The following is a 23528-nucleotide window of genomic DNA, read 5'->3' as shown; positions in this document are numbered from 1 at the left end:
CTTACAGATTTTCGGGAAGAGCCGTACCCTACTGGGTGCGGCTCTTTTTTTGTTCAACGGTGGCGGCGGGCCCAAGATGCCACAGAGATGTACAGAGTTGCCGCAGCGGCAACTGGTAGCTTGAGCAGGCGAATTTCGTCAGTCTATATCTGCAACGTGGATCGGGAGGGTTCGGGACATGGGCGCAAGACGCCAAGCCAGGCAGGTTGCACGCGAAATCACCTATGCTCACTCAGCGCAGACGCGCGCGGGTCGCGCGGTCATTCGAACAGTAGAGAATCTGACCGGTCGTCCGCGCCTGATCCGGCTTGCCCGTGACTATGAACAACAAGTCGCCCAGGGTCATGACTTCTGGGCGGTGATGTTGCAGCGCTATGGGTTGGACCTCGACATTTTGGCAGGTGATCTGGCCGATATTCCCCGCGACGGGCCACTGGTCGTGGTCTCGAACCATCCGTTCGGCATTTTGGACGGATTGGTCCTGGGTCATGTTCTGCGTGAAACGCGGCAGGATTTCCGCATCGTGGCTCACAAGGTTTTCAACAAAGCAGAAGAGATTAATCGCATCATATTGCCCATCAGCTTTGATCCCACAAAAGAAGCGCAGCGGCTCAATATGGACACGCGCAAGGCGGCGATTTCCTACCTCAAGCAGGGCGGATGTATCGGGATTTTCCCGGGGGGCACGGTCTCAACATCGACCGACGATGATGCGATGCCGCTTGATCCGCGTTGGCGAAACTTCACGGCAAAGATGATTGTGAAGAGTGGGGCCACGGTTGTGCCGCTTTATTTTCATGGGGCCAATTCACGGCGCTTTCAGCGGGCGAGCAGGCTGCACTATACCTTGCGAATGGCGCTGCTGATCTCTGAGTTCAAGGCGCGGGTTGGTCGAAAAGTTCCGATCGCACTTGGCCAACCGATCCTGCCTGACCAGATCAGACCCTATGCGAACGATCCCACGGTGCTGATGGAGTGGTTGCGCGCCCAAACCTATTCGCTCTCCCCGGATCCGATTGATCCCTACGCTTACGGATACGAGTTCGAAGAACAGCATAAGCGCTGATTGCAACGAGCCGTTTCATCGCCTAGATCAACCCCATTGATCAAAGGAGATGGAGCAATGACCCATTCGGTCGCCATTATCGGTGCAAGCGGATATACGGGAGCGGAATTGATCCGCCTGATCGCGACGCATCCGGGCCTCCGAATTGGTGCGCTTTGCGCAGACCGAAAGGCCGGTCAAACGATTGCTTCTGTTTTCCCGCATCTGCGCCACCTCGACCTGCCGACGCTGGTTAAGGTCGACGAGGTAGATTGGAGCGGGATCGACCTCGCCTTTGCGGCTCTGCCGCACGGCACCTCGCAGGAAGTTGTGGCGGCGCTGCCCGACCATGTGAAGGTGATCGACCTGTCCGCCGGGTTTCGGCTGCGCGATCCCGCTGTCTATGAAAAATGGTACGGCGATGCGCATCGCGCTCTGCATCTGCAAGATGAGGCGGTCTACGGGCTGAGCGAGTTTTATCGAGATGAGATCAAGAACGCGCGGCTGGTTGCCGGAACTGGCTGCAACGCCGCGACGGGTATGTTCGGAATGCTGCCTTTGTTGAGCGCCGGCGTCATTGATCCTGATGAGATCATTCTCGACATGGTTTGCGGTGTTTCTGGTGCCGGGCGTGCGGCGAAGGAAGCGATGCTGCACTCAGAAGTAAGCGAGGGGACGCACCCATACGGATTGCCGGTGCACCGGCACACATCGGAATTTGATCAGGAATTCTCGAAGGCGGCCGGGCAAAAGGTAGAGGTCGTCTTCACCCCGCATCTTATGCCCGCCAATCGCGGAATCCTGTGCACAGGTCATGTGCGCGGTGATGCAGATGCAATCCATGCCGCGTTGGTTGAACGCTATGCAGACGAGCCGTTCTGCGTGGTCCTGCCAATGGGCGAGGCACCTGCAACGCGTCACGTCAGGGGGTCCAACTTCGTGCATCTGGGCGTTGTGGCTGATCGCAAGCCCGGACGCGTGCGCGTGTTCTCGGCACTCGACAATCTGAACAAGGGATCGTCGGGGCAAGCATTGCAAAACGCCAACCTGATGCTTGGACTGCCAGAGACGGAGGGCTTGATGATGGCTCCGATGTTCCCATGAGCATGACACCGCGCAAGGCGCGCAGAGTTCGCCTCGTCATCTTGGGGCTGGTGCTGCTCGCCGCATCAACGGTCTTCATCATTATCGGCATTGGCCAGGGTGGACAGTTCTTCCGGCTGCCATCAGAGATTGTCGAAACACCTCCACGCGCGGGCCAGACAATCCGATTGGGTGGTTTGGTCAAGGAAGGGTCGTGGGAGCGTGGCGACGTTCATTTCTTTACCGTTACAGACACCCAGCACGATATCCGCGTGACCTACACCGGAATCGTCCCCGATCTGTTCGATGAGGGCGCTGATACAATCGTGACAGGCCATCTGGAGGGCGATCTGTTCGTCGCAGATGAGGTTTTGGCAAAGCATGACGAAGAGTATCGGCCCGCGGAACTTACGGATGCATTCGCGGAACGCGGGATCGAGCTGACAAACTGACCAATAGTTAACGACATCTCAATATGATCGGCCGATTCTGAGCCCTTTCAATAAAGTTAATGGAAGGGCGATTCATGGACAGAATCGACGAAATGATTGTGGATGTTTTGCGCCGCGAAGGTGGGTTTGTGAACGACCCTGCTGATCCAGGCGGCGCAACCAATTACGGTGTCACCATACACACGATGCGCCGCCTCGGCCTTGATTTGAATGCGGATGGCCATGTGGATGAGGAGGACGTGCGCGCGCTCAGCATGGAGCGGGCCAGCGCCATCTTCCGGGCTGAATATTTTGAACGATCCGGTTTGGGGCGCTTACCAACGCCCCTGCAACCGACTGTTTTTGATATGAACGTGAATGCGGGCGGGCAGTCGATACGGCTGCTTCAACGGGTGCTGAATGGGTTTGGTGCTGATCTCGCGGTAGATGGTGCGCTCGGTCCCCTAACCCTTGCTGCGACACATCGCATTGCCGATGACGTTGGTGTTGCTCGCCTCGTTGACGCCTATGGGGTCGAGCGTCGCAATTACTATTACCGCCTCGCGGATCGCAGGCCGGCCAGTCGCCGATTTGCGCGCGCACGCGATGGCTCCAAGGGCGGGTGGATCCGCCGTGCTGAGGAGTTCATTGCACCGCGTTGGCACCTTTCTGACGCACAACACAGGGCGCGGGTGGCGGCATGGGGCTGATCGGAGTTGGGTCTGCCGCCCGTGGAATTGGCACCGCCGTTGCAGGTGTCGCGGAAGTGTTTCGCGCCAACAGCACCGCAGAGGCGGCTCATCAGCACGCAGAACATGTAGCTGCTCTTGCCCAATATCAGAGCGAGTTTGGTCAATCGAACCGAACCCGGTTTGATGCGATTGTTGATGCCATTAACAGGATTCCGCGACCGGCGATGGCATTCGCAACGATGGGTCTGTTTGGCTTTGCGATGTGGCAGCCGGTGGCGTTTGCGGCACGGATGCAGGGGCTGGCCCTGATCCCTGAACAGCTATGGTGGTTGATGGGTGCTGTGGTGGGCTTCTATTTTGGGGCGCGGGAGTTGCATCACCGCCGCGCCGCGCCGCCAAGCGCCGCAGCGGTTGCCCAGGTTGCAGCCAGCGTGCGCGCGATGAGCCAACCACAGGCAGCAGACCCCCCAGACGCGACCGGGATCATTGAACCAAATGCGGTGATCGCGGAGTGGCGTCAGTCCCGCTGAAATTGATCCGGGCACAATGGAGCTGTTGTGCCCGGCTCGCATTCTTCGTCATCTTGGACACAGTTTGAGGAGGGTGAAATGTCCGAACATCGGTGTGATTGGGTTGATGCGTTTACCGATCGTCCATTGAGCGGGAATGGTTGTGCTGTCGTGCATGATGCAGCTGCCCTCGACGTTGAAACGCGATTGGCCTTCACCAAAGAAACCGGCCTGACCGAATGCGCCTTCGTTGTCCCGTCGACACAGGCGGATTTCGGGGCCCGTTATTATCTGCATCATCGCGAAATCTTGATGGCAGGCCATCCGACCGTGGCCACAGTGGCATCCTTGCGGCATCGAGGTATGATTCCTGAAGGAGCCTGTGAGTTCACGCTCGAAGTCGGCTCAGGCGTATTGCCGATCAGCATTGATGAGGCTGGGTGGATCGAAATGGTTCAAGCCGCGCCTTCATTTATGGAAGAGCATGATAGGGCTGAGATCGCAGCGATCTTTGGGCTGAGAGCCTCTGATCTGCTGGATGAGCCTCAGATGGTCTCAACAGGGTCCAGCTTTTGTATCACGCTGGTTTCGCAAGACGCTCTCGGACAGGCTGAACTCGATGTGCGCAAGCTTCGTGCATGGCAAGAAAAGCTGGGCGAAGCGGGTAATATGATTGAACCATACCTCGTTTCCTTGACGACCGAGGGCACGATGGCTCGGCTGCTCCTACCGCCGCCGGGCCCGCCTGCGGATGCGTTCACCGGGTCCGCGACAGGATGCGCCGCATCCTATCTGTGGGCGCGCGGGCATCTTGACGGCCCAGATTATGTTGCGGCACAGGGCGACGATATGGGACGCCCGGGGCGTGCGAAGGTCGGCCTGATCGGAACGAGAGATGTGATAAAGGGTGTTCGCGTGGCAGGTCAGGCACACGTCCTGATGAGCGGAGTGCTGCGCCTTTAGTCTTCGCTGCTTTCGGCTTCCACGACCTGCTCGATGGCACCGAAGATGGAATGGCCTTCGTCATCCTTCATTTCGATGCGCACGATGTCACCATCGCTGAGAAAGGGTGTGGCAGCTTTGCCATCAGCGATTTGTTCGATCATGCGCATTTCAGCGATGCAGGAATAGCCTGCGCCGCCCTGTGCAACTGGCTTTCCCGGTCCGCCGTTGAGTTTGTTGGAGACAGTGCCGGACCCGATGATCGTCCCGGCAGACAGACTGCGTGTCTTTGCCGCATGGGCAATCAATTCACCGAAGTGGAAACTCATTTCTTGCCCGGCATCGGCACGGCCGAACGGTTCCCCATTCAGGTCACAGAGCAATGGTCCTGAAAGTTTCCCATCGGTCCAGGCGTCACCGAGTGCCTCTGGCGTTACCGCAACCGGGCTGACGGCGCATGCTGGCTTTGACTGAACAAAGCCGAAGCCCTTGCCCAATTCAGCTGGGATCAGATTGCGCAGGCTGACATCATTGATGAGAACCACGAGGCGAATGTGGCGCAATGCATCCGCCTGCGAGCAGCCCATGGGCACGTCACCGGTGATGACGGCGACTTCCCCCTCGAAGTCAATGCCCCAGTCTTCATGCCCGGTCAGCGCATCACGGGCGCCAAGGAAGCCATCAGACATACCCTGATACATCAGAGGATCAGTGTAGAAGCTTTGCGGCATCTCTGCCCCACGGGCCTTGCGCACCAATTCGACATGATTGAGATAAGCTGACCCATCAAGCCATTGATAGGCGCGGGGTAGGGGTGCCATCGCACTCCGCTCATGAAAACGCTCAACCGGGACAGATCCTGTTTCGACGGATCTGCCCAAGGCGGCAAGATCGGGTGCTATCCGATCCCACTCGTCCAGCGCCGCTTGCAGCGAGGGCGCAATTCGTGTTGCGTCCGTGCAGCGGGTCAGATCATTTGAGACGACGACCAGACGCCCATCCCGTGTTCCGTCGCGCAGCGTCGCCAGCTTCATGATCTTCCCCGATTTTGTTTCTTTCACAGTGGCCTATCGATGGGACGACGTCAAAGTGACTGTTTGATTGACAGTTGCAAACTACACCGTGCCCGTCGGTTTGTCGCACTCTCACCACTGGCATACATCAGAATGTTCTATTAATGTTCCAATCATGGCTAAGCGAGATACGATTGAAAAACTGGAGATTCTTGCGGATGCGGCGAAATACGACGCATCGTGCGCGTCCTCGGGCTCGGTCAAGCGAAACTCACGCGCAACCGGCGGGATTGGATCGACCACAGGGTCGGGAATTTGTCACAGCTACGCGCCGGACGGGCGCTGTATCAGCCTGTTGAAGATCCTGATGACGAATTTCTGCATCTATGATTGTCGGTATTGCGTGAACCGCGTCAGTTCCAATGTTGCGCGTGCGCGGTTCAGTGTGGATGAGGTCGTGAAGCTGACGCTCGACTTCTATAAGCGGAACTATATCGAAGGTTTGTTTCTGTCGTCCGGCATTATCCGCAATTCCGACTACACGATGGAACAGATGGTAGAGATTGCGCGCAGATTGCGTGTTGAGCATCGCTTTGGCGGCTATATCCACCTGAAGACCATCCCTGAGGCTTCTCCTGAATTGATCGAGGCCGCCGGACGCTATGCCGACCGAATGAGCATCAATATCGAGTTGCCGACAGACCGGTCGATTGAAGACTACGCCCCCGAAAAATCGGGAAATCGCATTCGCAAGGCGATGGCGGATGTCAAAGGACATTTGGAGGCCGCCCGACCCAGCCGCCAGGATGTGCGGCGCAATCGCAAGCGTCCCCCGCGTTTCGCACCGGGCGGTCAGTCCACTCAGATGATTGTGGGCGCTGACGATACGGATGACGGTGCGATCCTCAAGACGTCGACGACCCTCTATTCTGGCTATAAGTTGAAACGGGTCTATTACTCCGCCTTTTCACCTATCCCGGATGCCTCAAAGGATTTGCCGTTGATCCGGCCTCCTTTGATGCGGGAACACCGGCTCTATCAGGCCGATTGGTTGTTGCGCTTCTATGGCTTCGAGCGGTCGGAGATCATGGAGGGCGCGCGGAACGGAATGCTCGATCTGGATGTAGACCCTAAGCTGGCCTGGGCGTTGCAGCGGCGTGAGAAGTTTCCGGTCGACATCAATCGCGCAGATCGTGAGATGCTTTTGCGAGTTCCGGGATTGGGCAGCAGGGGCGTCGACCGGATCATCCGCGCGCGCCGTCACGGCGCGCTTAGGCTCGGTGATCTGGGAAAGATTGTGCAGAGCGTTCGAAAGATTCAGCCATTCATTACCTGTACGGACTGGCAGCCGCGCGGCCTGACGGACAGCCTTCACCTTCGCGCACAACTCGCGCCCAAACCTCAGCAGTTGAGCCTGTTTTGATCCGCGTTTCGCTCGGCTCCGAGGTCGATTTTGCAGGATGGCGCGAGGCGGCGCGCGCGCTTGCGTCCAATGCGATCGCACCATCGGATGTAAACTGGCAGATCGGGGAGGGGGGGCTGTTCGACACTTTGTCCGACCCGCTTCCACCACCGCGCGGCGAAATCCGCGTGCCGCGCGGCTTCGTCAATCTGGCCAGAAACGCTGTCTGTCATCGTGATCCGCAAAGGTTCTCGCGCCTTTATGCGCTGCTGTTCCGGCTACAGACGAAAGCGGATCTTTTGGCCAATGATGTCGATGACGAGGTGCGGTGGCTGAAGAAAGTCGACAAGGAGATCCGCCGCGATCTTCACAAGATGCATGCCTTCGTGCGCTTTCGAAAATTGGGGGACCGGGGTTCGCGCGAGGTTTTCGCGGCTTGGTTCGAACCCTACCATCGCATCGAACAGCGCACCGCGCAGTTTTTTGTAGATCGTTTCACGGGCATGGATTGGGCGATTGTGACGCCAGAGGCCCGGATCGTCTGGGAGGATGGTCAACTGAGTTTTGGGCCGGGCGGGACGCGCTCTGAAGTGCCGGAAGAAGACGTGATCGAAGAACAATGGAAGAGTTACTTTCAAGCAATCTTCAATCCTGCCCGGCTCATGCCGAAGGCAATGCAAGCTGAGATGCCGAAGAAATATTGGAAGAACCTGCCAGAGGCTGCGCTAATCCCCGAGATGATCGCCGGTGCGGAACGTCGGGCCAAGGACATGCAAGTGGCCGCACCGACCGCGCCGACTGCGCTCAGTAAACGCATCGCAGGCCGGGGCGATGGGATCGATGATCTGACCTCGCGAGACGGGCTGATCCGCGCGTTGAGCACATGCGACCGGTGTTCGTTGCATTGTCACGCAACTCAGGCGGTTGCCGGCGACGGTCCGCTAGAGGCCGCAATGATGATTGTGGGTGAGCAACCCGGTGATCAGGAGGATCTGGACGGCCGACCATTTGTCGGACCTGCGGGACAATTGCTTGATCAGGCCTTTGCGCGTGTCGGCATCCAGCGGGATGCAGTCTACCTGACCAATGCTGTCAAACATTTCAAATTCGAGGTTCGGGGAAAGCGGCGCATTCATAAATCGCCGTCTGTGTCTGAGATTGAAGCTTGTCGATGGTGGCTTGATAACGAACGCGGGTTAGTGCGACCGCGCCTTATCCTTGCATTGGGTGCAAGTGCTGCAAGGGCCGTGATGGGACACTCCGTTCGCATTGGTACCGCCCGTGGGCAGGAATTTGTTTTGGATGATAAGACCTTGGTGCATGTCACAGTTCACCCGTCTTACCTGCTGCGATTGCAGGATAGGTCGCAAAAAATCGAGGAGTGGAAGCTTTTCCTGAGCGATCTTGAACGAGCGAAACAGCGGGTTTCAGAGGCTGCGGGACGTCCTGTCGCATAAAGAGGGGGCGATGACTGCAGGCCATCGCCCCCGCCGCTCTTAAGCAGCCCTCAGGAAGTCGATATGGTTGGTCTCGCCCAGATCGGGCGTGTGACCGTCCTTGTAATTCGCCTTGGCGATTTCCCATCCGAACTTCACAGCTGAGCCTGTTGAAGCCCAGATCGCTGCGTCGTGCAGATCAAGCGCCAACAGCGTCAATTGTGGATCCCTTGGCCCGTCGAACCAGGCATCGACCACGGCGCTCCAATACTCGTCGATCTTGGCGCGATCGTTCGAGATGGTAAGCGCACCTTTCATGCAGCAATGATAGTCATGACCATCATTGACGAAGGTGTAATGCGCAGTGGCACCGGGACGCAGCGCCCGCACCAAATCGGTGTCCCTGCTGGTAAAGAAATAAAGACGCTTCTCATCACGGTCGATGAAATGGGACATCGGCTGCATGTGCTGGCCGCTATCGCTGACACCCAGCATACCTGCCGTATGGCCATCAAGCTGATCCCAGAACTGCTTTTCCGGGTCAGTCTTAGCGAGTTTCAGATCAGCCATGTCAAAGGTCCTTGTCGAATGTATCGGGCTTTTGCCACGTGAGCATTTTCTCGATTTCATCGACCGGATGGTTGGTCAGATCTTTGTCCAACTCGGCCACGATGCGCGCAGTAACTTCCTGATGAAGTTCTTTGCGAAGCTCGCCCAAGGTTGAGGGATCTGCCGCAATGACGAGACGATCAAATGCACCGGCATGGGCTTTTTTATAGAGGATATCGGCGAGGTCTTTGGCAAAGCGTTCCTTTTCCAATTGATGCCAATCCGTGTCCTGAACTGCGGATCGATGGACGCTCGGCCCGTCATTGAAGCGTCCGGGCCGGTTCGCGGCCCACTCGCGGGCGGGCGGATTATCGTGTTCTTCTTCCCGAAACACGTCGAGGTTCGGGTACTCCGCATCGCCGCGATTGATCAGAAAGAGTGCCTTTTCGCCGTCTGCGACAACGACCCAGGTTTGCGGTTTAAGCTTGAGGTCTTTCATCATGCGTCCTCCTGCTCATTCGCTTTCGTGACGCGCGTGGCGCTGGCGGGGCGTTCCTTAGCACGTTTCAGCTCGTCCTCGGTGCCGATCTCGCGGGCCAGGCGCCCGCCATCGCGTCCGCCTTGGCTCACAGCGCCCTTCGCAGTCAGCTCGGTTTCAAGATCGCGGCGCCGTTCGCGCTCACCCTTGCTTTCGGGGGCATTGGCCGGGGTCTTGCCGTCCATAATAGCTCTCCTTTCAAATCCATTGATCTAATGGAGAAGAAACGAGGCATGGGCCGCAGCGGTTCCCAATTAGACGAACACCCGGCGCGAAGGCCGGGTGTTGGAACGTCAGAATGAAGGTGCGAAAGATCAGAGCGTCGGCTCAGCCCGGTCAGTCGCGTACCCGGCCAGTGCGGGTGAACGCATCGTTTTTTCGCGGGAGAACACCATGACTGTACGGTCTTCGTAGTCCTTGCCGCGCAGCGCGCCTTTTTTTACCAGAACGCTCAGCGTTTCTGTTCGCACGAATTGCCAGCCACCCGCTGCGGCTTCGTTCATGGCATCAGCAACTGTCCGGGCAAAGCGTTCATCGGCTGACTTCACACCCTTATATTTCCGGGGCGCTGTCGGCGCGACGATTGTCTTATATTCGAACTCGGCCATGCCTTACTCCAGTCCCAGCTTTGCGCGTACGATGGCCTGGACGGCCTGCGGGGCAGCCTTGCCACCCGTTGCTTTCATTACCTGACCGACAAACCATCCTGCAAGTTTTGGATTGGCTTGTGCCTTCTCAACCTGCGCAGGGTTTGCAGCAATGACCTCATCCACAGCGGCTTCGATCGCTCCGGTGTCGGTAACTTGCTTCATACCGCGCGACTCAACTATTTCCGCCGGGTCGCCGCCTTCTGTCCAAACAATCTCGAAGAGATCCTTTGCGATCTTGCCCGAGATGTCGCCCTTCGTGATCAGACCGACGATACCGCCGAGCTGTTTTGCCGAGACCGGGCTGTCGGCCAGCGCCGTATCTTCCTTGTTCAGACGACCGAACAGTTCGTTGATCACCCAGTTTGCCGCCAGCTTGCCGTCATTCCCGGCCGCGACTTCCTCGAAGAAGGCCGCGTTTTCGGTGTCTGCGGTCAACACGCTCGCATCATACTCCGTCATGCCGAATTCGGTTACGAAACGTGTACGCTTTTCATCCGGCAATTCGGGCAGTGAGGCTGCGATTTCGTCAATCAGGCTCTGCTCCACGATCAGCGGCAGCAGGTCGGGATCGGGAAAATAGCGGTAGTCATGCGCCTCTTCCTTGGAGCGCATGGACCGCGTTTCGCCCTTGTTGGGATCGTATAGGCGGGTTTCCTGATCAACCTCTCCGCCATCCTCAAGGATTGCGATCTGGCGTTTTGCCTCAACCTCAATCGCTTGCTGAATGAAGCGCATGGAGTTCATGTTCTTGATCTCACAGCGAGTGCCAAGATGGGAGAAGTCCTGCGTTTCCTGATATTTCTCATACTGCCCCGGACGGCAGACGGAAACGTTCACATCGGCCCGCAGATTGCCGTTCTGCATATTGCCATCGCATGTGCCGAGATAGCGCAGGATCTGGCGCAACTTGCGCACATATTCCGCCGCCTCCTCAGGCCCGCGAATGTCGGGGCGAGAGACGATTTCCATCAGCGCGACACCGGTCCGGTTGAAATCGACGAAGGACATGGTCGGATCCATGTCGTGGATCGACTTGCCAGCATCTTGCTCAAGGTGAATGCGTTCAACGCGCACGTTGCGCGCGATGCCCGGCGCCATGTCCACAAGGATCTCACCTTCACCCACGATCGGGTGGTAGAGCTGGCTGATCTGATAACCCTGAGGCAGATCAGGATAGAAATAGTTTTTGCGGTCAAACTGGCTGAACAGGTTGATGTCTGCCTTCAACCCAAGACCGGTGCGGATCGCCTGCTCAACACAATACTGGTTGATCACGGGCAACATGCCCGGCATCGCCGCATCAACGAGGGCAACGTTTGAGTTAGGCTCGGCACCGAACTCTGTCGATGCGCCCGAGAACAGCTTTGAGTTGGATTTGACCTGGGCGTGCACTTCCATCCCGATCACGAGTTCCCAATCACCCGTTGCGCCTGCAATGACTTTTGGCTTCGGGGTTTCGTAGCTCAGCTCGCTCATGTCTCGTCAATCCGCTCAAATGCCTATCGCACGCGGTTCTACGCGGGCCGGGCAGGGGCGGCAAGAGGATGTTGGCTAGCGACCGCCCGACACGTCGATGCTGGTGGCTGTGATATAGCTTCCAGCTTCGGATGCGAGGAACAGGACCGTTGCTGCAATTTCGGATGTCGTGCCTGCCCGACGTAGTGGGACGCGCGGCGCGATGGCCTCAATACGGTCTGGTCGTCCGCCCTTGGCGTGAATACCGGTCTCGATGATTCCCGGTCGGACCCCGACCACACGCACCCCTTCAGTGGCCAATTCATGCCCCAACCCAATTGTCAGAGTATCGACCGCTGCCTTTGAGGCCGCATAGTCGACATATTCGCCAGCACTGCCGAGACGCGCCGCAGCAGATGAAATATTCACGATCACGCCGCCTTTGCCCCCGCGGGAGGTCGACATATGACGTGCGGCTTCCCGCGCAACATAGACGGCGCCGTTCGTGTTGACAGCGAGAACCCTGTCAATTTCCTCGACCGTCGCATCGACCAGAGATCGTCCGCGTGGTGGCACGATGCCGGCATTGTTGACGACGACATCCGGTAGACCGAATGCCGAGATGTGAGCGGCAAAGATGCCCGCCACATCGGCGGCTATCGCGCAATCGCCGCGCAGCAGTTCTGCCCGCTGGCCAGCCTTGCGAATTTGCTCTGCGGTCGCCTCTGCGCCGTCATCGTCCGACCGAAAGCCGACACCGATATCGTAACCTGCACGCGCGGCGTAGATTGCGATCTCTGCGCCGATCCCGGCGCTCGCCCCTGTAATCAGCATGGACGGCATCAGCGCGGACCTTTTTCGATGCGCCAAATGTGGGCGCTGCCATTGGCGCCATCGTCGTGGCAAATGTGCCCCTGTTCAGTGCAGAAATGCGGAATGTCCACCAACGCTGCAGGGTCGTCCGTCAGAACCCTTAGAATCGCGCCGGGCCGCAAGGGCTGCAGTCTCTTTCGGGCTTTGAGCACGGGAAGTGGGCAAAGCAGCCCTGTCGCGTCGAGTTCGGCATCAATCTGTGTCATGGCAATGATTTATCCCTGCTGGATGGGGCGGGCAACGGAATCGTGAAAATCTCTGAATGGCGCTGCGACGATGCATTGGCTAGGTAACGAGGAGAGAAGGGGAAAGCCATGTTCGGACTCGACATCATGGATGCGTCGTTGTTGGCGGCGCTTGGCATATCACTGACGGCAGGCATGCTAAGCTTCCTCAGCCCCTGCGTGCTGCCAATTGTGCCCCCCTATCTTGCCTATATGGCCGGGGCGTCGATGGATGATCTATCCGATACGCCGACGCCAGAGGCGCGCCGCAAGGTGGTGATCGCGGCGCTGTTCTTCGTTCTTGGCCTCTCGACTGTGTTTCTGATCATGGGGGCGGCAGCCAGCTCTATCGGGCGGCTCTTCCTGACCTATCAGCGCGAATTCGCAATGCTGGCTGGTGCTGTCGTGACAATTTTTGGCCTGCACTTTTTGGGCATCTTCCGCATTGGCTTTTTGTACCGTGAGGCACGCATCGATGCTGGCGACCGTGGAGGAAGTTCTGTGGGGGCCTACATCCTGGGCCTTGCCTTCGCGTTTGGCTGGACTCCCTGCATCGGCCCCATTCTTGGCGCGATCCTCAGCCTCGCAGCGCAGGAGGCCAGCATCGGACGCGGCATTGCGCTGATGGCGATCTATGCCGCAGGTCTGGGCATTCCGTTCCTGATCGCGGCCTTTTTCCTGCAGCGTTTCATGGGCGCGATGGTGCGCATCCGCCCCTGGATGGGCACCATTGAGAAGGTGATGGGTGTCCTGCTCATCATCGTTGGCGTTATGATGTTGACGGGGGCCTTTACAGATCTCAGCTTCTGGCTCCTTGAACAATTTCCGGCACTCGGCGCCATTGGATAGGCGCGTTTAACTCTCCTGACACTTCCAAACAGAAGTTCGTAGGTGCGGGCGGGTGTTCCAGCGGCTATCAACGTCTGCATGGAAGCGCCTGAACCCGTCCGGCATCGCGCCGTCTTTTTCATCCCCGGCTTCGATCCGATCGGGGCCCGGCGCTATCGCGAACTATACCGCACGCAAGGGGCTGAGCAGGCCGATATCTCCGGCTATTCGCTTGATGTGAAAGGGTGCCGCGCAGGGGACGGCCCGTACCATTGGCGGGCGAGCCTGACTGACGGAGTGGAAGAGAGCCGGGCAGACATCTTTTTTCTTGGGTGGACCGATCTGATCCGCGCTGCGATGACCGACTCGATCCTGTTGGCCTATGGGCAGATGCTGCGCACGGCATGGATCTATCTCAGCAGCGGTGCACTGACCCGGCTTATCCGGCTGCGCCCTATTCCCATGATCATCGCGCTTTACCCGATTTTCATGCTATCGCTCTATTTCAACATCGCTTTTTGGGCAGGTGTCTTGGTGCATTGGTGGAGCCCACCGATCATCGACTATGTGACGGGGACGGCGACATTCCTGCTGGCAATCCGGCTGTTGCACAGGTTCGACCAGCGCAATCTCTATGCTTTCTACTTGATGAGCGACTATGCCTTTGCTGCGCGCGAGAGGGGGCGCATGCCTGTGGCCTTGGCTGAAAGGGTGAACGCATGGGCTGCGCTGGTGCGCGAACGCGGTGCATCTGCGGATGAAGTCCTGATTGTTGGGCATTCGTCCGGGGCGGCCCTTGCGGTTCATTTGGCAGTCGCCCTGAAAGGGTGGCGTCCACTCTCGGTGCTGACACTGGGCCATGTGGTGCCGATGGTCAGCTTCCTGCCGACGGCCGGCGACTTGCGGCGCGATCTTCATGCCCTGTCACAGCGTGAGGATGTGTATTGGCTGGACGTTACCGCGCCCAGTGATGGTGCCTGCTTCGCGTTGGCCGATCCCGTTGCTGTGTCTGGCGTGGCAGTTGAGGATGCCGCCAATCCCGTTGTGATTTCAGGAACGTTTCTGCGGCACATGTCCAAGGAACAGGTGCGTCAGCACAAGCGGCGCTATTTCCGCAAGCACGTTCAGTATCTCTGCGCTTTTGGACGACCGGGCATCTACGATTATTTTCAGATCACAGCGGGTTCGCAGAGTTTGCGGGCGCGGTTTGGTGGACGTGGATCAACAGCCAGCCGGATTGCGACCCCATTGTCACCGCATCAGGACATGGATCCATGCCCGTAGAGCCCCCGCGTCCGGCATCCCGACCGCGCGGCTATGGCCCGGTGCGAACGTGGCTTGCGTTTCGCACGGACATATTCTCGTCCCAGCCCGAACGGCTCTACCGCGCTTGGATGGCCGAGTTGCGGACACCGTTCTATCGCTCCGCGACCGTCCTGCAGCCGGAGCTTGCCCAGATCGTGCTGGGCGATGCGGACGCCTTCCCGAAAAGCCGTGTGCTCGGACAAACATTGGGTGATTTGCTTGGAGCTTCGGTTTTCGTTGCGAACGGCGCAGCTTGGAAGCGGGCACGCACGTTGATCGATCCGGCCTTTTCCGGCGGCAGGGTGCGAGAGATGGCCCCCCAAATCGAGGCTGCATCGCAGACGATGTGCGCACGGCTTTCACCCGGCACGGTGGAAGTGGAGGAGGTCACAGCACGCGCAACCGCAGACGTCATCTTGCGGGTCATGTTTGATCGCCCGATCGAGGACGCGGAAGCAGATGCAGTCTTCCATGCCTTTCGCGCGTACCAACGTGCTCAACCGCTTGCCTCACCGGCTGACTTGATGCGTCTTCCCCGATGGATCCCGCGCCTTGGCCGCCGTCGGTCACGCGCGGCGGCACAGAGCCTTCGGGCATTGGTTGCGCGGCTTGTTGCGCAAAGCGGCGAGGGGAACCATCTGATCGGACGGCTTCGCGAAATGCAGCACTCTGATGGAACGACAGGGTTTTCCGACGACGAACTGCTTGATCAGGCCGTTATGTTTTTGCTCGCGGGGCATGAGACATCTGCCTCCGCGCTGAGTTGGGCGTTGCTATGCCTAGCTCTCGATCCCGAAGTGCAGGACCGCGCGGTTGCGGAGGTGAGAGACGCCCCTGAAGGGTTTGCTGGCCTTCGCGAAATGCCCTTTCTTCGCGACATCTGGCGAGAGGTGCTGCGCCTCTATCCCCCTGTGCCGATGCTGCCCCGCGAGACACGTGATGGCGTTACGTTCCGCAAGCGTCGTCTGCCAGCCGGATCGCCGCTCATCCTGTCGCCCTGGCATTCGGGTCGCCATGAACGGCTTTGGGAGCGAGCACATGTTTTTGACCCCGATCGGTGGAGGGGGGAGGTTCCGCAAGGCGCCTACTATCCCTACTCAGCTGGACCGCGCATTTGCCCGGGTGCCGGATTTGCCACAACCGAAGGCGTGCTGATGCTGGCTGCGATCCTGCGGCAGTTCGAATTGCGGCCGGTCGAAGACCGCCTTCCGCGCCCGGTTGCCCATCTCACAGTGCGGGCAGATGACGGGATTTGGCTTCGCTTTTCAGAGAGGGTTTGAGTCTTCGGGCGCAGTTGCGGCCTGAGCATCCCGCAAAACAAAAACACGAATTGCAGATGCAAGCCCGATTTCCGTTTCGCGGGCCTCGTCAATCTCACTGACCAAAGCGTTAAGGGGTACGCCGCGACGTCGCGCGATGGCGCGGAACGCTGACCAGAACTCCGGCTCAAGGCTGATCGAAGTGCGATGGCCCTTCAGCGTGACGGAGTGTTTTTCCGGTCTGCTCACGTCTTTTTGCCGTCGAGATCGTGCTGGCGCCGGGCTTCTTCGGACCGCGCGACAGCTTTCTGGGCCTTGGTCAGCCCATGGAATGCGGCGTTCCGGTCCGCTTGCGCCTTTTTCTCGGCGCGCTGTCGGGCCTTGCGGGCCTTTGAGAGGCTGATGGGTTGGGTCATGGCGATGATCTTCAACGAAAAAAGCCCCGGATCAAGTCCGGGGCTTTCGATTGGTTCAGATGCACGGTTCACTTGGGTCCGAGCATGTCCTTTGGCTGGACAACGCGGTCGAAGGTCTCTGCATCGACAAAGCCGAGTGCGATTGCTTCTTCCTTCAACGTCGTGCGGTTCTTGTGTGCGGTCTTTGCCACCTTCGTCGCATTGTCGTAGCCGATCTCAGGCGCGAGCGCGGTGACGAGCATCAGGCTCTCCCACATCAGCTTCGAGATACGCTCCTCATCTGCCTCGATCCCGTCGACACAGTTATCGGTGAAGGCGGAGGCCGCATCGCCCAAGAGCTGCATGGACTGCAAAAGGTTATAGACCATCATTGGTTTGTAGACGTTGAGCTCGAAATGGCCCTGAGAGCCGGCAAAACCGATGGCCGCATCGTTGCCCATGACATGCGCACAAACCTGCGTCAGCGCCTCACACTGCGTCGGGTTCACCTTGCCCGGCATGATGGAGGAGCCCGGCTCGTTCTCTGGCAGCATCAACTCACCCAGACCGCAGCGCGGACCGGAACCGAGCAGGCGGATGTCGTTGGCGATCTTGAAGAGGGAGGCCGCGACGGTCTTGAGCGCGCCGGACATCTCAACGATGGCGTCGTGAGCAGCCAGAGCCTCAAACTTGTTTGGTGCTGTGATGAAGGGCAGGCCTTCGATTTCAGCAATGTTCTCTGCGACCTTCTCGGCAAAGCCGATCTTGGCGTTGAGGCCGGTCCCCACCGCGGTGCCGCCCTGTGCAAGCGGGTAGATATTGGTGAGCGCGTGGCGAACACGCGCGATGCCTTGCTCGACCTGATAAGCATAGCCGCCGAATTCCTGGCCCAGCGTCAGCGGGGTCGCGTCCTGCGTATGGGTGCGCCCGATCTTGATGATGTCCTTGAACGCCTCGGCCTTCGCCGCCAGTGCTGCATGCATTTTTTCCAGCCCCGGCAGCAAAACATCATGCGCCACGCGAGCGGATGCGATGTGCATTGCGGTTGGGAATGTATCGTTGGAACTCTGTGAACGATTGCAGTGATCGTTGGGGTGAACTGGGGTTTTCGAGCCGATCTCACCGCCGAGGATTTCAATCGCGCGGTTGGCGATAACCTCATTGGCATTCATGTTCGACTGGGTGCCCGAGCCGGTCTGCCAAACTACGAGAGGGAAGTGGTCGTCCAGCTTACCGGTCACCACTTCGTTGGCCGCTTGAACGATCGCGTTGCCGATTTCCGGTTCAAGATTGTCGAGCGCCATATTGGCCTGCGCTGCCGCCTGTTTGATGGTGCCAAGTGCGCGCACCAATGCTACGGGCTGCTTTTCCCATCCGATCGGGAAGTTCATCAGGCTGCGCTGGGTTTGCGCGCCCCAATACTTATCTGAAGGAACTTCAAGCGGGCCGAAGCTGTCGGTCTCGGTGCGAGTGGTCGTCATGTGGGTGCAATCCCTGCTCTGCTACAAACTCGCCCCACCTCTTAACGAGCGGTGCACGTACAGGCAATGATTGCAGGGGTCAGGACTTGCGGAATGCATCCAGGCTGACGACATCAGCTGAGCCGGACTGTTCCGGTTCCGCCTCTGCCTCGTCGGGCTGGGCGGCAGCCTCTTTCAACGCGGCAATCGGATCCGCCTCGTCCGGGGTGTCTTCCGCCTCGACGCTCTCAAAACGCAGGCCGAACTCTACAGAAGGATCGACAAAGGTTTGAACCGCTGCGAATGGGATGACCATCGGTTCGGGCGAATTCCCGAAATTCAAGGTGATCGCGAACCGATCTTCCATCACAGACAGATTGTCGAACCATTCTTGCATCACAATCGTCATTTCGTCGGGATAGCGCTCTCGCAACCAATCCGCGAGGTCGACGCCGGGATGAGATGTGTCGAAGGTGATGAAGAAGTGATGCTCACCAGGCAGACCGTCAACGGCCACACGCTCCAAAACATCGCGCAGAAGTCCGCGCAGGGCGGTCTGCATCATCTGAGCGTAGTCGATGGTCTGAGGCATTTTCGTCCGATCTCCCGTCTGGAACGGCTCAACCTTACCCGATTCTTACCGGGTGAACAGGGGGCATGCCGCCCTGATCCAAGACCAATTTAACGGAAGGGAAGTGCAGGCTTCTGTTGCCAGGTGCCTGCGAACCCCGCTTAACGCTGCTAGGCGCTAAGACTTAAGTTTCGATCTTAGGCACCGCTTACGCGGCGACTGCGACCGGAGCATGGTTGTCATTTGCAACTATACTGTTTGAACCGATAACGGTGGTATCTCACCGAGCGAAAGCAACATCTTTAGACGTCCGTCGATCCTGTTTCGGCCCCATCCGCCCGCCAAATGACCGGGGTGATCACAGCATAGCCGTGATTGGTGGAGCCGCCGGGTACCGCCCCCGGGTCCGAGCCGCTTATTACATGCGCGTTTATCGCCATAGTCCCCAAAGGAACATGTCGTAAGTAGTGTTTCTGGGCGCTGTCGGCAAGTACCCGCCGGGCCGCCCAAGACGAACATGAGGCCGAGCTCACGGTTCAACGGCTCCAATCAGCATTTGCGGGGCGAGTTCGCGAAGCAGCTTGCCCCGTATCAACTCCGGATAATCTTCAAACCCAATACGGGCGACGAGCATGAAGGCACCCGGACCCGTAATCACCTCATTTCGGTAATGCGTGGCAACGTCTTGGTCGGCGTGATCAATCTGTGTCGGCTCGACGATTGCCAAGGCGTTCACGGTGATGCCGCGGGCGGCCAGGTCTGGCCACTGGTCGATCGCATCAGGACCGTCATTGGTGATACCGTCGCCGGATAGATCCACGACCAGGCGGTCGCACGACACGGGCAGCGCGTCAAACTGCTGCTGAACCCAGATAAGGGATTGTCCGATACCTGTTGAGAAGTTCTCGTATCGGCGGGTGTGTGCATCGAGCCGATCCGCAAGCGCCACAACATCCGCGGCGGTTTCAAGCCGCGCCCACTCGCCAATGGCTTCCTGCTGCAGGCGGCCGCTCCACTCATAGGGAAGGACGAGGACATATTGGTCCGGGATCGCAAGAACAGCGTCAATGATGTCCGGTTCGCGAAAAGCGCGGGCCATGCCGCGCAGTTGCAGCTCATACTCCGCAGCGTTGACGGATGACGAGATATCCATCCCGAGCGCGAGAGCCAGACGACAGCTTGCGGATGCCGGCGCGGCGGCGAGGCACAAGGCGATAATCGCAGCTTTCATCGAAGCTCTCCCAATAGCAGGACGGGCTGCAATTCTCTCAAGAGCTTCCGGCGGAGGGCACGGGTGTAGTCAGCATAGTCCGAGGCCACTTCAACGAATGCTCCCGGTCCGCGGATCACATCCGACAGGTAATATGCGGTTAGTTCCGGCTGCCGGTCGCCGCCGACGACAAGTGCATTTACAGTTATCCCGCGCCAATCATACGCGATATAGGCAGAGGACGCTGGAAAACCGTCATTGTTCGGTCCGTCGGCAGAGACATCCACAGTGCGCTGCGCACATTGGGGGCCTTCCAGAAATTGTCTCGCCGCGTAGCTGAGGGCATGTCCCAGCGACGTTGGCGCCTCATTTGTTGAGCGGGAGTTCGCCTCAATCATGGCGATGACCGCGTCGAGGTCATCTTCACTTTTAATCATCCGCCATGGTGCGATTTGCTGCTGATCCCAGCGGCCCGACCATTCAAATATGCTCAAGGCCACAGTGCCAATTCCGGGGGCAAGGAATGCCGCGCGCACATCTGGATCGCGCAGCGCCGCCACATTCCCGAGCATCTGAAGGCGATATTCATCTGCATCGACGGAGGAACTGACGTCCAGTGCGAGTTGCAGTGCCAAACGGCAGGACTGCGCCTGCGCGGGAAGTGCAAGCAAAGCCGTTAGAGTAAGAGCGTAAAGACGGACCATGTCACGAGAGCGTAGACGAGATTGAGCGCAAGGACGAGGTGCCACGGTGCCTCGACATGAAACACCTTCTTTGACAGCACCGAGGGTGTGATGGTGAGGGCGAGTAACGCAACGATGTCGGCTGCGGGCTGAGGATAGCTTGCGTACGAAACCGGGATGAAGACGGCGCATGCAATAGCAACGCCATATCTGCCCCAGTTGCGAGCCGTGTCGGTAAAGGGTTTTCCACCGGCCAAATGCTGCACGGCCGAATTTGCGAGAGTTCCCGCAATCCCGGCCACGCAAAGGATCAGAACCAACCACATCCTACCAGTGGCCGATGTTTTCCATGGATGCCCACGGTTCTTGCTTTGGAAGTGCATCGCCGCGCTGCAAAAGCTCGACAGAGATATTGTCGGGAGAGCGGACGAAAGCCATGTGGCCGTCGCGAGGCGGTCGATTGATCGTGACGCCAGCATCCATCAGTTTCTGACAAGTGTCGTAGATATTGTCGACACGGTAGGCCAGATGTCCGAAGTGGCGGCTGTCATCGGGCAGGGCATCATCGCCATCCCAATTATAGGTCAGTTCCAGGTCCGCACGGCCATCCTCCTGCCCTTCGGGACAGAGGTATACCAGCGTGAACCGCCCGCCCTCACTGTCATACCGCCGCCGCTCTTTCAGGCCGAGCAGGTCGCAGTAGAATTTCTTGCTTTCCTCAATGTCGCGCACGCGGACCATGACGTGCAGATATTCGATGCCCATTGGGACTCCTCACTATTTCCGGGTCAAGCCGACCTGTCGTCGACACCTTGCGAGCAAGATAGGCGGGTGTGAAGCCTTCGCCAGCTGAAAGTCGATGCAAAATTGCCAGGAAGCCGCTGTCCTAGCGGTTCAATCGGGAGGCGACACCAGATAAGGTATTCCGCGAATCTAAGAGGAGACCACGATGCCGCTCACCCCTGACCAGCAGGCCGAGATTGATGCCGCACGTGGAGAGAGCCAGCAAACCTTGCGCGCGACCGTTCCGGGGATGGAAGCACATCTCTACAAGGCACATGAGGTGCTGGATCATGGGTTCGTCCGGGTTATCGACTACATGGGTGACGACAGTGCTATCACGCAGGCAGCGCGTGTTTCTTATGGCAAGGGCACCAAGGCCGTTCAGAATGATGAAGGCCTGATCCGATATCTGATGCGGCATTGGCACTCGACGCCATTCGAAATGTGCGAGATCAAGCTGCATGTAAAACTACCGGTTTTCGTCGCCCGACAGTGGATCAGGCACCGGACTGCAAATGTGAACGAGTACTCCGCGCGATATTCGATCCTCGATCGCGAGTTTTATATTCCGCAGGCAGAGCATTTGGCGGCCCAGTCCACCGTGAACAATCAGGGCAGGGGGGCCGTCCTGCAAGGTGAGGAAGCGGCGCGTGTCCTCGATATGTTGCGCGGCGACTCGATGCGGGCCTACGACCATTACGAAGCAATGCTCAGCCAGGATGGCCAGGACGGTTTGGCGCGAGAGCTTGCGCGTATGAACCTGCCGGCAAATGTCTATACCCAGTGGTACTGGAAGGTTGATCTGCACAACCTGTTTCACTTCCTGCGTTTGCGCGCGGACAGTCACGCGCAATACGAAATTCGAGTCTATGCGGATGCGATCTGTGAGGTCGTCAAAGATTGGGTTCCGGCGGCCTATGCCGCCTTTGAAGACTATCGCATGGGCGGCGCACAGTTTTCTGCGCGCGGAATGGATGCGCTTCGCAAGATGCTGGCAGGCGAAACCGTCACCCAGGAAAGCTCTGGCATGTCAAAAGGGGAGTGGCGGGAATTTGAGGCCAGCTTGAAAGGCTGATCACGGCATCATTCGGCGCGCATATAGTAGTGGTCTTCGCCGATGATGTGAAAACCGCGATAGCCATAGGATGCCATCAAAACATCCAGCGCCGCGACATTTGAGGGCCGTGTTTCGATCTGAAGCACGGCTTTATTGTTCTTCAAGGTCTGCTCCATCCCGGCGAGGGCCGTCAATTCGAAGCCTTCGACGTCGATTTTGAGCGCGATGTTCTCGCCTTCAAAGGAAACCAGATCGTCGAGCCGTCGCGTGGGCACCTGCTCGACGCGCTTGAAATCCCTCCGTGCTTGATCTGGTTCATCAGCGGCGAGGGTCGACAGGCCAGAGGATTCTGGATCAATCGCGATCTCCGCCACTCCTTCACTGTCTGACAGGGCGATCCCATGCACCGTGATCCGGTCTTCGAACCCATTGAGTTCGACATTCCTCGTCAGCTTCGCACGGGTGGTGCCCACAGGCTCGAAAGCGTCAATCTGAAGATCTGGAAACTGGTCGCCGAGCCGGACGGAATAGAATCCTATATTACAGCCGCAATCCAGAAACCGACTGCAGCCCTGTTTGGCAATGAGTGCGGACATAAAGGCATATTGGTCCACCTCAAATGGCTGCCCCACGATCATACGAAGGTCGATCCAATCCGTAGGGTCCAGTTCCCATTGCAGTCCGAAGCGGGTTTCCACCCGAGATTTGCCGAATTTTCTAAGGATACGTTTGCGGGCAGAGCGGACGATGGGCACCTTCAGGTCTCCTGATCTGGGGTCGGTACATTTCTTGCGGATGACGGCCACGTCACGCAAGCGAATGTGTCGTTTGAACGGTCATTTGAGACAGGAATTGGCTTTCGTCAAAAAAATGCAAAAAAGCTGAAAAAGGCTGTTGCAGCCCCCCGGAGAATCCCTCATAAGCCCTTTCACCGGCAGCGGGGAGACACACTCCACACTGACCGGGGCGCCAAATAGGCCACTGGAAACAGAGACTTAGGACGGCGGTGCTCTTTAAAAATTGAAAGTATATTGAAGGGATATGCGGGCGGTTTGGTTGTCGATGCGACAATGGACTGTTTGTATGTCTAGCCAGTTAGGGTTTCGAAAGTTTCCCGATGATATTGGTGTCAGCT

29 protein-coding genes and 1 other RNA gene are annotated in these 23528 nt (G+C 58.3%); 12 read left to right on the top strand and 18 right to left on the bottom strand.

Annotation, left to right across the window (positions count from 1 at the left end; genetic code table 11):
• Window positions 1-178 precede the first annotated feature (178 nt).
• From POI8812_RS10585 to POI8812_RS10560, 6 genes are all read left to right on the top strand, one after another.
• Window positions 179-1066 (top strand): lysophospholipid acyltransferase family protein, encoded by an 888-nt coding sequence (locus POI8812_RS10585; RefSeq protein WP_108782577.1) that lies wholly within the window; start codon window positions 179-181, stop codon window positions 1064-1066.
• Between the two features lie 57 nt (window positions 1067-1123).
• On the top strand, window positions 1124-2149 hold the full coding sequence (argC, locus tag POI8812_RS10580) for an N-acetyl-gamma-glutamyl-phosphate reductase (RefSeq protein ID WP_108782576.1): 1026 nt from the start codon (window positions 1124-1126) through the stop codon (window positions 2147-2149).
• Window positions 2146-2580, top strand: coding sequence for a cytochrome c maturation protein CcmE (locus POI8812_RS10575; protein ID WP_108782575.1), 435 nt, complete (start codon window positions 2146-2148; stop codon window positions 2578-2580). The genes argC and POI8812_RS10575 overlap by 4 nt, the downstream gene beginning before the upstream one ends.
• Window positions 2581-2654: 74 nt before the next feature.
• Window positions 2655-3269 (top strand): holin-associated N-acetylmuramidase, encoded by a 615-nt coding sequence (locus POI8812_RS10570; protein ID WP_108782574.1) that lies wholly within the window; start codon window positions 2655-2657, stop codon window positions 3267-3269.
• A complete protein-coding gene (locus POI8812_RS10565; RefSeq protein WP_108782573.1) occupies window positions 3260-3781 on the top strand; it encodes a holin family protein in 522 nt (173 codons plus the stop codon). Before POI8812_RS10570 ends, POI8812_RS10565 begins: the two co-directional genes overlap by 10 nt.
• Before the next feature lie 78 nt (window positions 3782-3859).
• Window positions 3860-4723, top strand: coding sequence for a PhzF family phenazine biosynthesis protein (locus POI8812_RS10560; protein WP_108782572.1), 864 nt, complete (start codon window positions 3860-3862; stop codon window positions 4721-4723).
• On the opposite strand, the gene POI8812_RS10555 is transcribed toward POI8812_RS10560, so the two are convergent.
• On the bottom strand, window positions 4720-5736 hold the full coding sequence (locus POI8812_RS10555) for a fumarylacetoacetate hydrolase family protein (protein WP_108782571.1): 1017 nt from the start codon (window positions 5734-5736) through the stop codon (window positions 4720-4722). The two genes, POI8812_RS10560 and POI8812_RS10555, sit on opposite strands and share 4 nt — an antisense overlap.
• A gap of 154 nt (window positions 5737-5890) precedes the next feature.
• On the opposite strand from POI8812_RS10555, the gene POI8812_RS10550 reads away from it, so the two are divergent.
• Both POI8812_RS10550 and POI8812_RS10545 read left to right on the top strand, forming a co-directional pair.
• Window positions 5891-7138: a putative DNA modification/repair radical SAM protein gene (locus tag POI8812_RS10550; protein WP_108782570.1), complete on the top strand. Its 1248-nt coding sequence runs from the start codon at window positions 5891-5893 to the stop codon at window positions 7136-7138.
• A complete protein-coding gene (locus POI8812_RS10545) occupies window positions 7135-8574 on the top strand; it encodes a UdgX family uracil-DNA binding protein (RefSeq protein WP_108782569.1) in 1440 nt (479 codons plus the stop codon). The genes POI8812_RS10550 and POI8812_RS10545 overlap by 4 nt, the downstream gene beginning before the upstream one ends.
• A 39-nt stretch (window positions 8575-8613) precedes the next feature.
• On the opposite strand, the gene POI8812_RS10540 is transcribed toward POI8812_RS10545, so the two are convergent.
• The 7 genes from POI8812_RS10540 to POI8812_RS10510 form a co-directional block, all read right to left on the bottom strand.
• The gene (locus tag POI8812_RS10540; RefSeq protein ID WP_108782568.1) at window positions 8614-9123 is read right to left on the bottom strand and encodes a pyridoxamine 5'-phosphate oxidase family protein; all 510 of its coding nucleotides are present in this window, start codon (window positions 9121-9123) and stop codon (window positions 8614-8616) included.
• A 1-nt stretch (window position 9124) separates the two neighbouring features.
• Entirely contained in the window at window positions 9125-9601 is a 477-nt protein-coding gene (locus POI8812_RS10535; RefSeq protein WP_108782567.1) for a host attachment family protein, read from the bottom strand.
• Window positions 9601-9825, bottom strand: coding sequence for a hypothetical protein (locus POI8812_RS10530; protein WP_108782566.1), 225 nt, complete (start codon window positions 9823-9825; stop codon window positions 9601-9603). Before POI8812_RS10530 ends, POI8812_RS10535 begins: the two co-directional genes overlap by 1 nt.
• Before the next feature lie 129 nt (window positions 9826-9954).
• A complete protein-coding gene (locus tag POI8812_RS10525; protein WP_108782565.1) occupies window positions 9955-10248 on the bottom strand; it encodes a hypothetical protein in 294 nt (97 codons plus the stop codon).
• 3 nt (window positions 10249-10251) lie between these two features.
• Window positions 10252-11766 (bottom strand): Asp-tRNA(Asn)/Glu-tRNA(Gln) amidotransferase subunit GatB, encoded by a 1515-nt coding sequence (gene gatB / locus POI8812_RS10520; protein WP_108782564.1) that lies wholly within the window; start codon window positions 11764-11766, stop codon window positions 10252-10254.
• 75 nt (window positions 11767-11841) lie between these two features.
• A complete protein-coding gene (locus tag POI8812_RS10515; RefSeq protein ID WP_108782563.1) occupies window positions 11842-12588 on the bottom strand; it encodes an SDR family oxidoreductase in 747 nt (248 codons plus the stop codon).
• On the bottom strand, window positions 12588-12824 hold the full coding sequence (locus POI8812_RS10510; RefSeq protein WP_108782562.1) for a sulfurtransferase TusA family protein: 237 nt from the start codon (window positions 12822-12824) through the stop codon (window positions 12588-12590). The genes POI8812_RS10515 and POI8812_RS10510 overlap by 1 nt, the downstream gene beginning before the upstream one ends.
• A gap of 108 nt (window positions 12825-12932) precedes the next feature.
• On the opposite strand from POI8812_RS10510, the gene POI8812_RS10505 reads away from it, so the two are divergent.
• The 3 genes from POI8812_RS10505 to POI8812_RS10495 all read left to right on the top strand — a co-directional run bounded on the left by POI8812_RS10505 (window position 12933) and on the right by POI8812_RS10495 (window position 16255).
• On the top strand, window positions 12933-13691 hold the full coding sequence (locus POI8812_RS10505) for a cytochrome c biogenesis CcdA family protein (protein ID WP_108782561.1): 759 nt from the start codon (window positions 12933-12935) through the stop codon (window positions 13689-13691).
• A 78-nt stretch (window positions 13692-13769) separates the two neighbouring features.
• On the top strand, window positions 13770-14954 hold the full coding sequence (locus tag POI8812_RS10500) for a hypothetical protein (protein ID WP_108782560.1): 1185 nt from the start codon (window positions 13770-13772) through the stop codon (window positions 14952-14954).
• Window positions 14945-16255: a cytochrome P450 gene (locus tag POI8812_RS10495; protein ID WP_108782559.1), complete on the top strand. Its 1311-nt coding sequence runs from the start codon at window positions 14945-14947 to the stop codon at window positions 16253-16255. The genes POI8812_RS10500 and POI8812_RS10495 overlap by 10 nt, the downstream gene beginning before the upstream one ends.
• Here POI8812_RS10495 and POI8812_RS10490 read toward each other — a convergent pair.
• From POI8812_RS10490 to POI8812_RS10450, 9 genes are all read right to left on the bottom strand, one after another.
• The gene (locus POI8812_RS10490; RefSeq protein WP_108782558.1) at window positions 16241-16483 is read right to left on the bottom strand and encodes a ribbon-helix-helix domain-containing protein; all 243 of its coding nucleotides are present in this window, start codon (window positions 16481-16483) and stop codon (window positions 16241-16243) included. The two genes, POI8812_RS10495 and POI8812_RS10490, sit on opposite strands and share 15 nt — an antisense overlap.
• Window positions 16480-16650 (bottom strand): DUF4169 family protein, encoded by a 171-nt coding sequence (locus POI8812_RS10485; RefSeq protein ID WP_108783201.1) that lies wholly within the window; start codon window positions 16648-16650, stop codon window positions 16480-16482. The genes POI8812_RS10490 and POI8812_RS10485 overlap by 4 nt, the downstream gene beginning before the upstream one ends.
• 68 nt (window positions 16651-16718) lie before the next feature.
• Window positions 16719-18110, bottom strand: a complete 1392-nt coding sequence (fumC, locus tag POI8812_RS10480) for a class II fumarate hydratase (protein WP_108782557.1) — start codon at window positions 18108-18110, stop codon at window positions 16719-16721.
• A gap of 79 nt (window positions 18111-18189) precedes the next feature.
• Complete coding sequence (locus POI8812_RS10475; protein WP_108782556.1) at window positions 18190-18681, bottom strand: SspB family protein; 492 nt, start codon at window positions 18679-18681, stop codon at window positions 18190-18192.
• Window positions 18682-18783: 102 nt separating this feature from the next.
• Window positions 18784-19154: a transfer-messenger RNA gene (gene ssrA, locus POI8812_RS10470) on the bottom strand.
• Between the two features lie 35 nt (window positions 19155-19189).
• Window positions 19190-19891: a DUF1194 domain-containing protein gene (locus POI8812_RS10465; RefSeq protein ID WP_108782555.1), complete on the bottom strand. Its 702-nt coding sequence runs from the start codon at window positions 19889-19891 to the stop codon at window positions 19190-19192.
• Entirely contained in the window at window positions 19888-20574 is a 687-nt protein-coding gene (locus POI8812_RS10460; protein WP_108782554.1) for a DUF1194 domain-containing protein, read from the bottom strand. Before POI8812_RS10460 ends, POI8812_RS10465 begins: the two co-directional genes overlap by 4 nt.
• Complete coding sequence (locus POI8812_RS10455; RefSeq protein ID WP_146186157.1) at window positions 20547-20873, bottom strand: hypothetical protein; 327 nt, start codon at window positions 20871-20873, stop codon at window positions 20547-20549. Before POI8812_RS10455 ends, POI8812_RS10460 begins: the two co-directional genes overlap by 28 nt.
• A 7-nt stretch (window positions 20874-20880) precedes the next feature.
• Complete coding sequence (locus POI8812_RS10450; RefSeq protein ID WP_108782552.1) at window positions 20881-21318, bottom strand: VOC family protein; 438 nt, start codon at window positions 21316-21318, stop codon at window positions 20881-20883.
• Window positions 21319-21502: 184 nt separating this feature from the next.
• Between POI8812_RS10450 and thyX the strand changes: the two genes are divergently transcribed.
• Window positions 21503-22411 carry an FAD-dependent thymidylate synthase gene (gene thyX / locus POI8812_RS10445; protein WP_108782551.1) on the top strand — a complete coding sequence of 303 codons (909 nt, stop codon included), beginning with the start codon at window positions 21503-21505 and terminating at the stop codon, window positions 22409-22411.
• Between the two features lie 8 nt (window positions 22412-22419).
• Here the strand turns inward: thyX and POI8812_RS10440 are convergent, their stop codons facing one another.
• The gene (locus POI8812_RS10440; RefSeq protein WP_146186156.1) at window positions 22420-23148 is read right to left on the bottom strand and encodes an FkbM family methyltransferase; all 729 of its coding nucleotides are present in this window, start codon (window positions 23146-23148) and stop codon (window positions 22420-22422) included.
• Between the last annotated feature and the right edge of the window lie 380 nt (window positions 23149-23528).

The sequence above is a fragment of the Pontivivens insulae genome (assembly GCF_900302495.1).
GTDB lineage: Bacteria > Pseudomonadota > Alphaproteobacteria > Rhodobacterales > Rhodobacteraceae > Pontivivens > Pontivivens insulae.
This window is presented reverse-complemented; position numbering and strand designations above follow the sequence as displayed.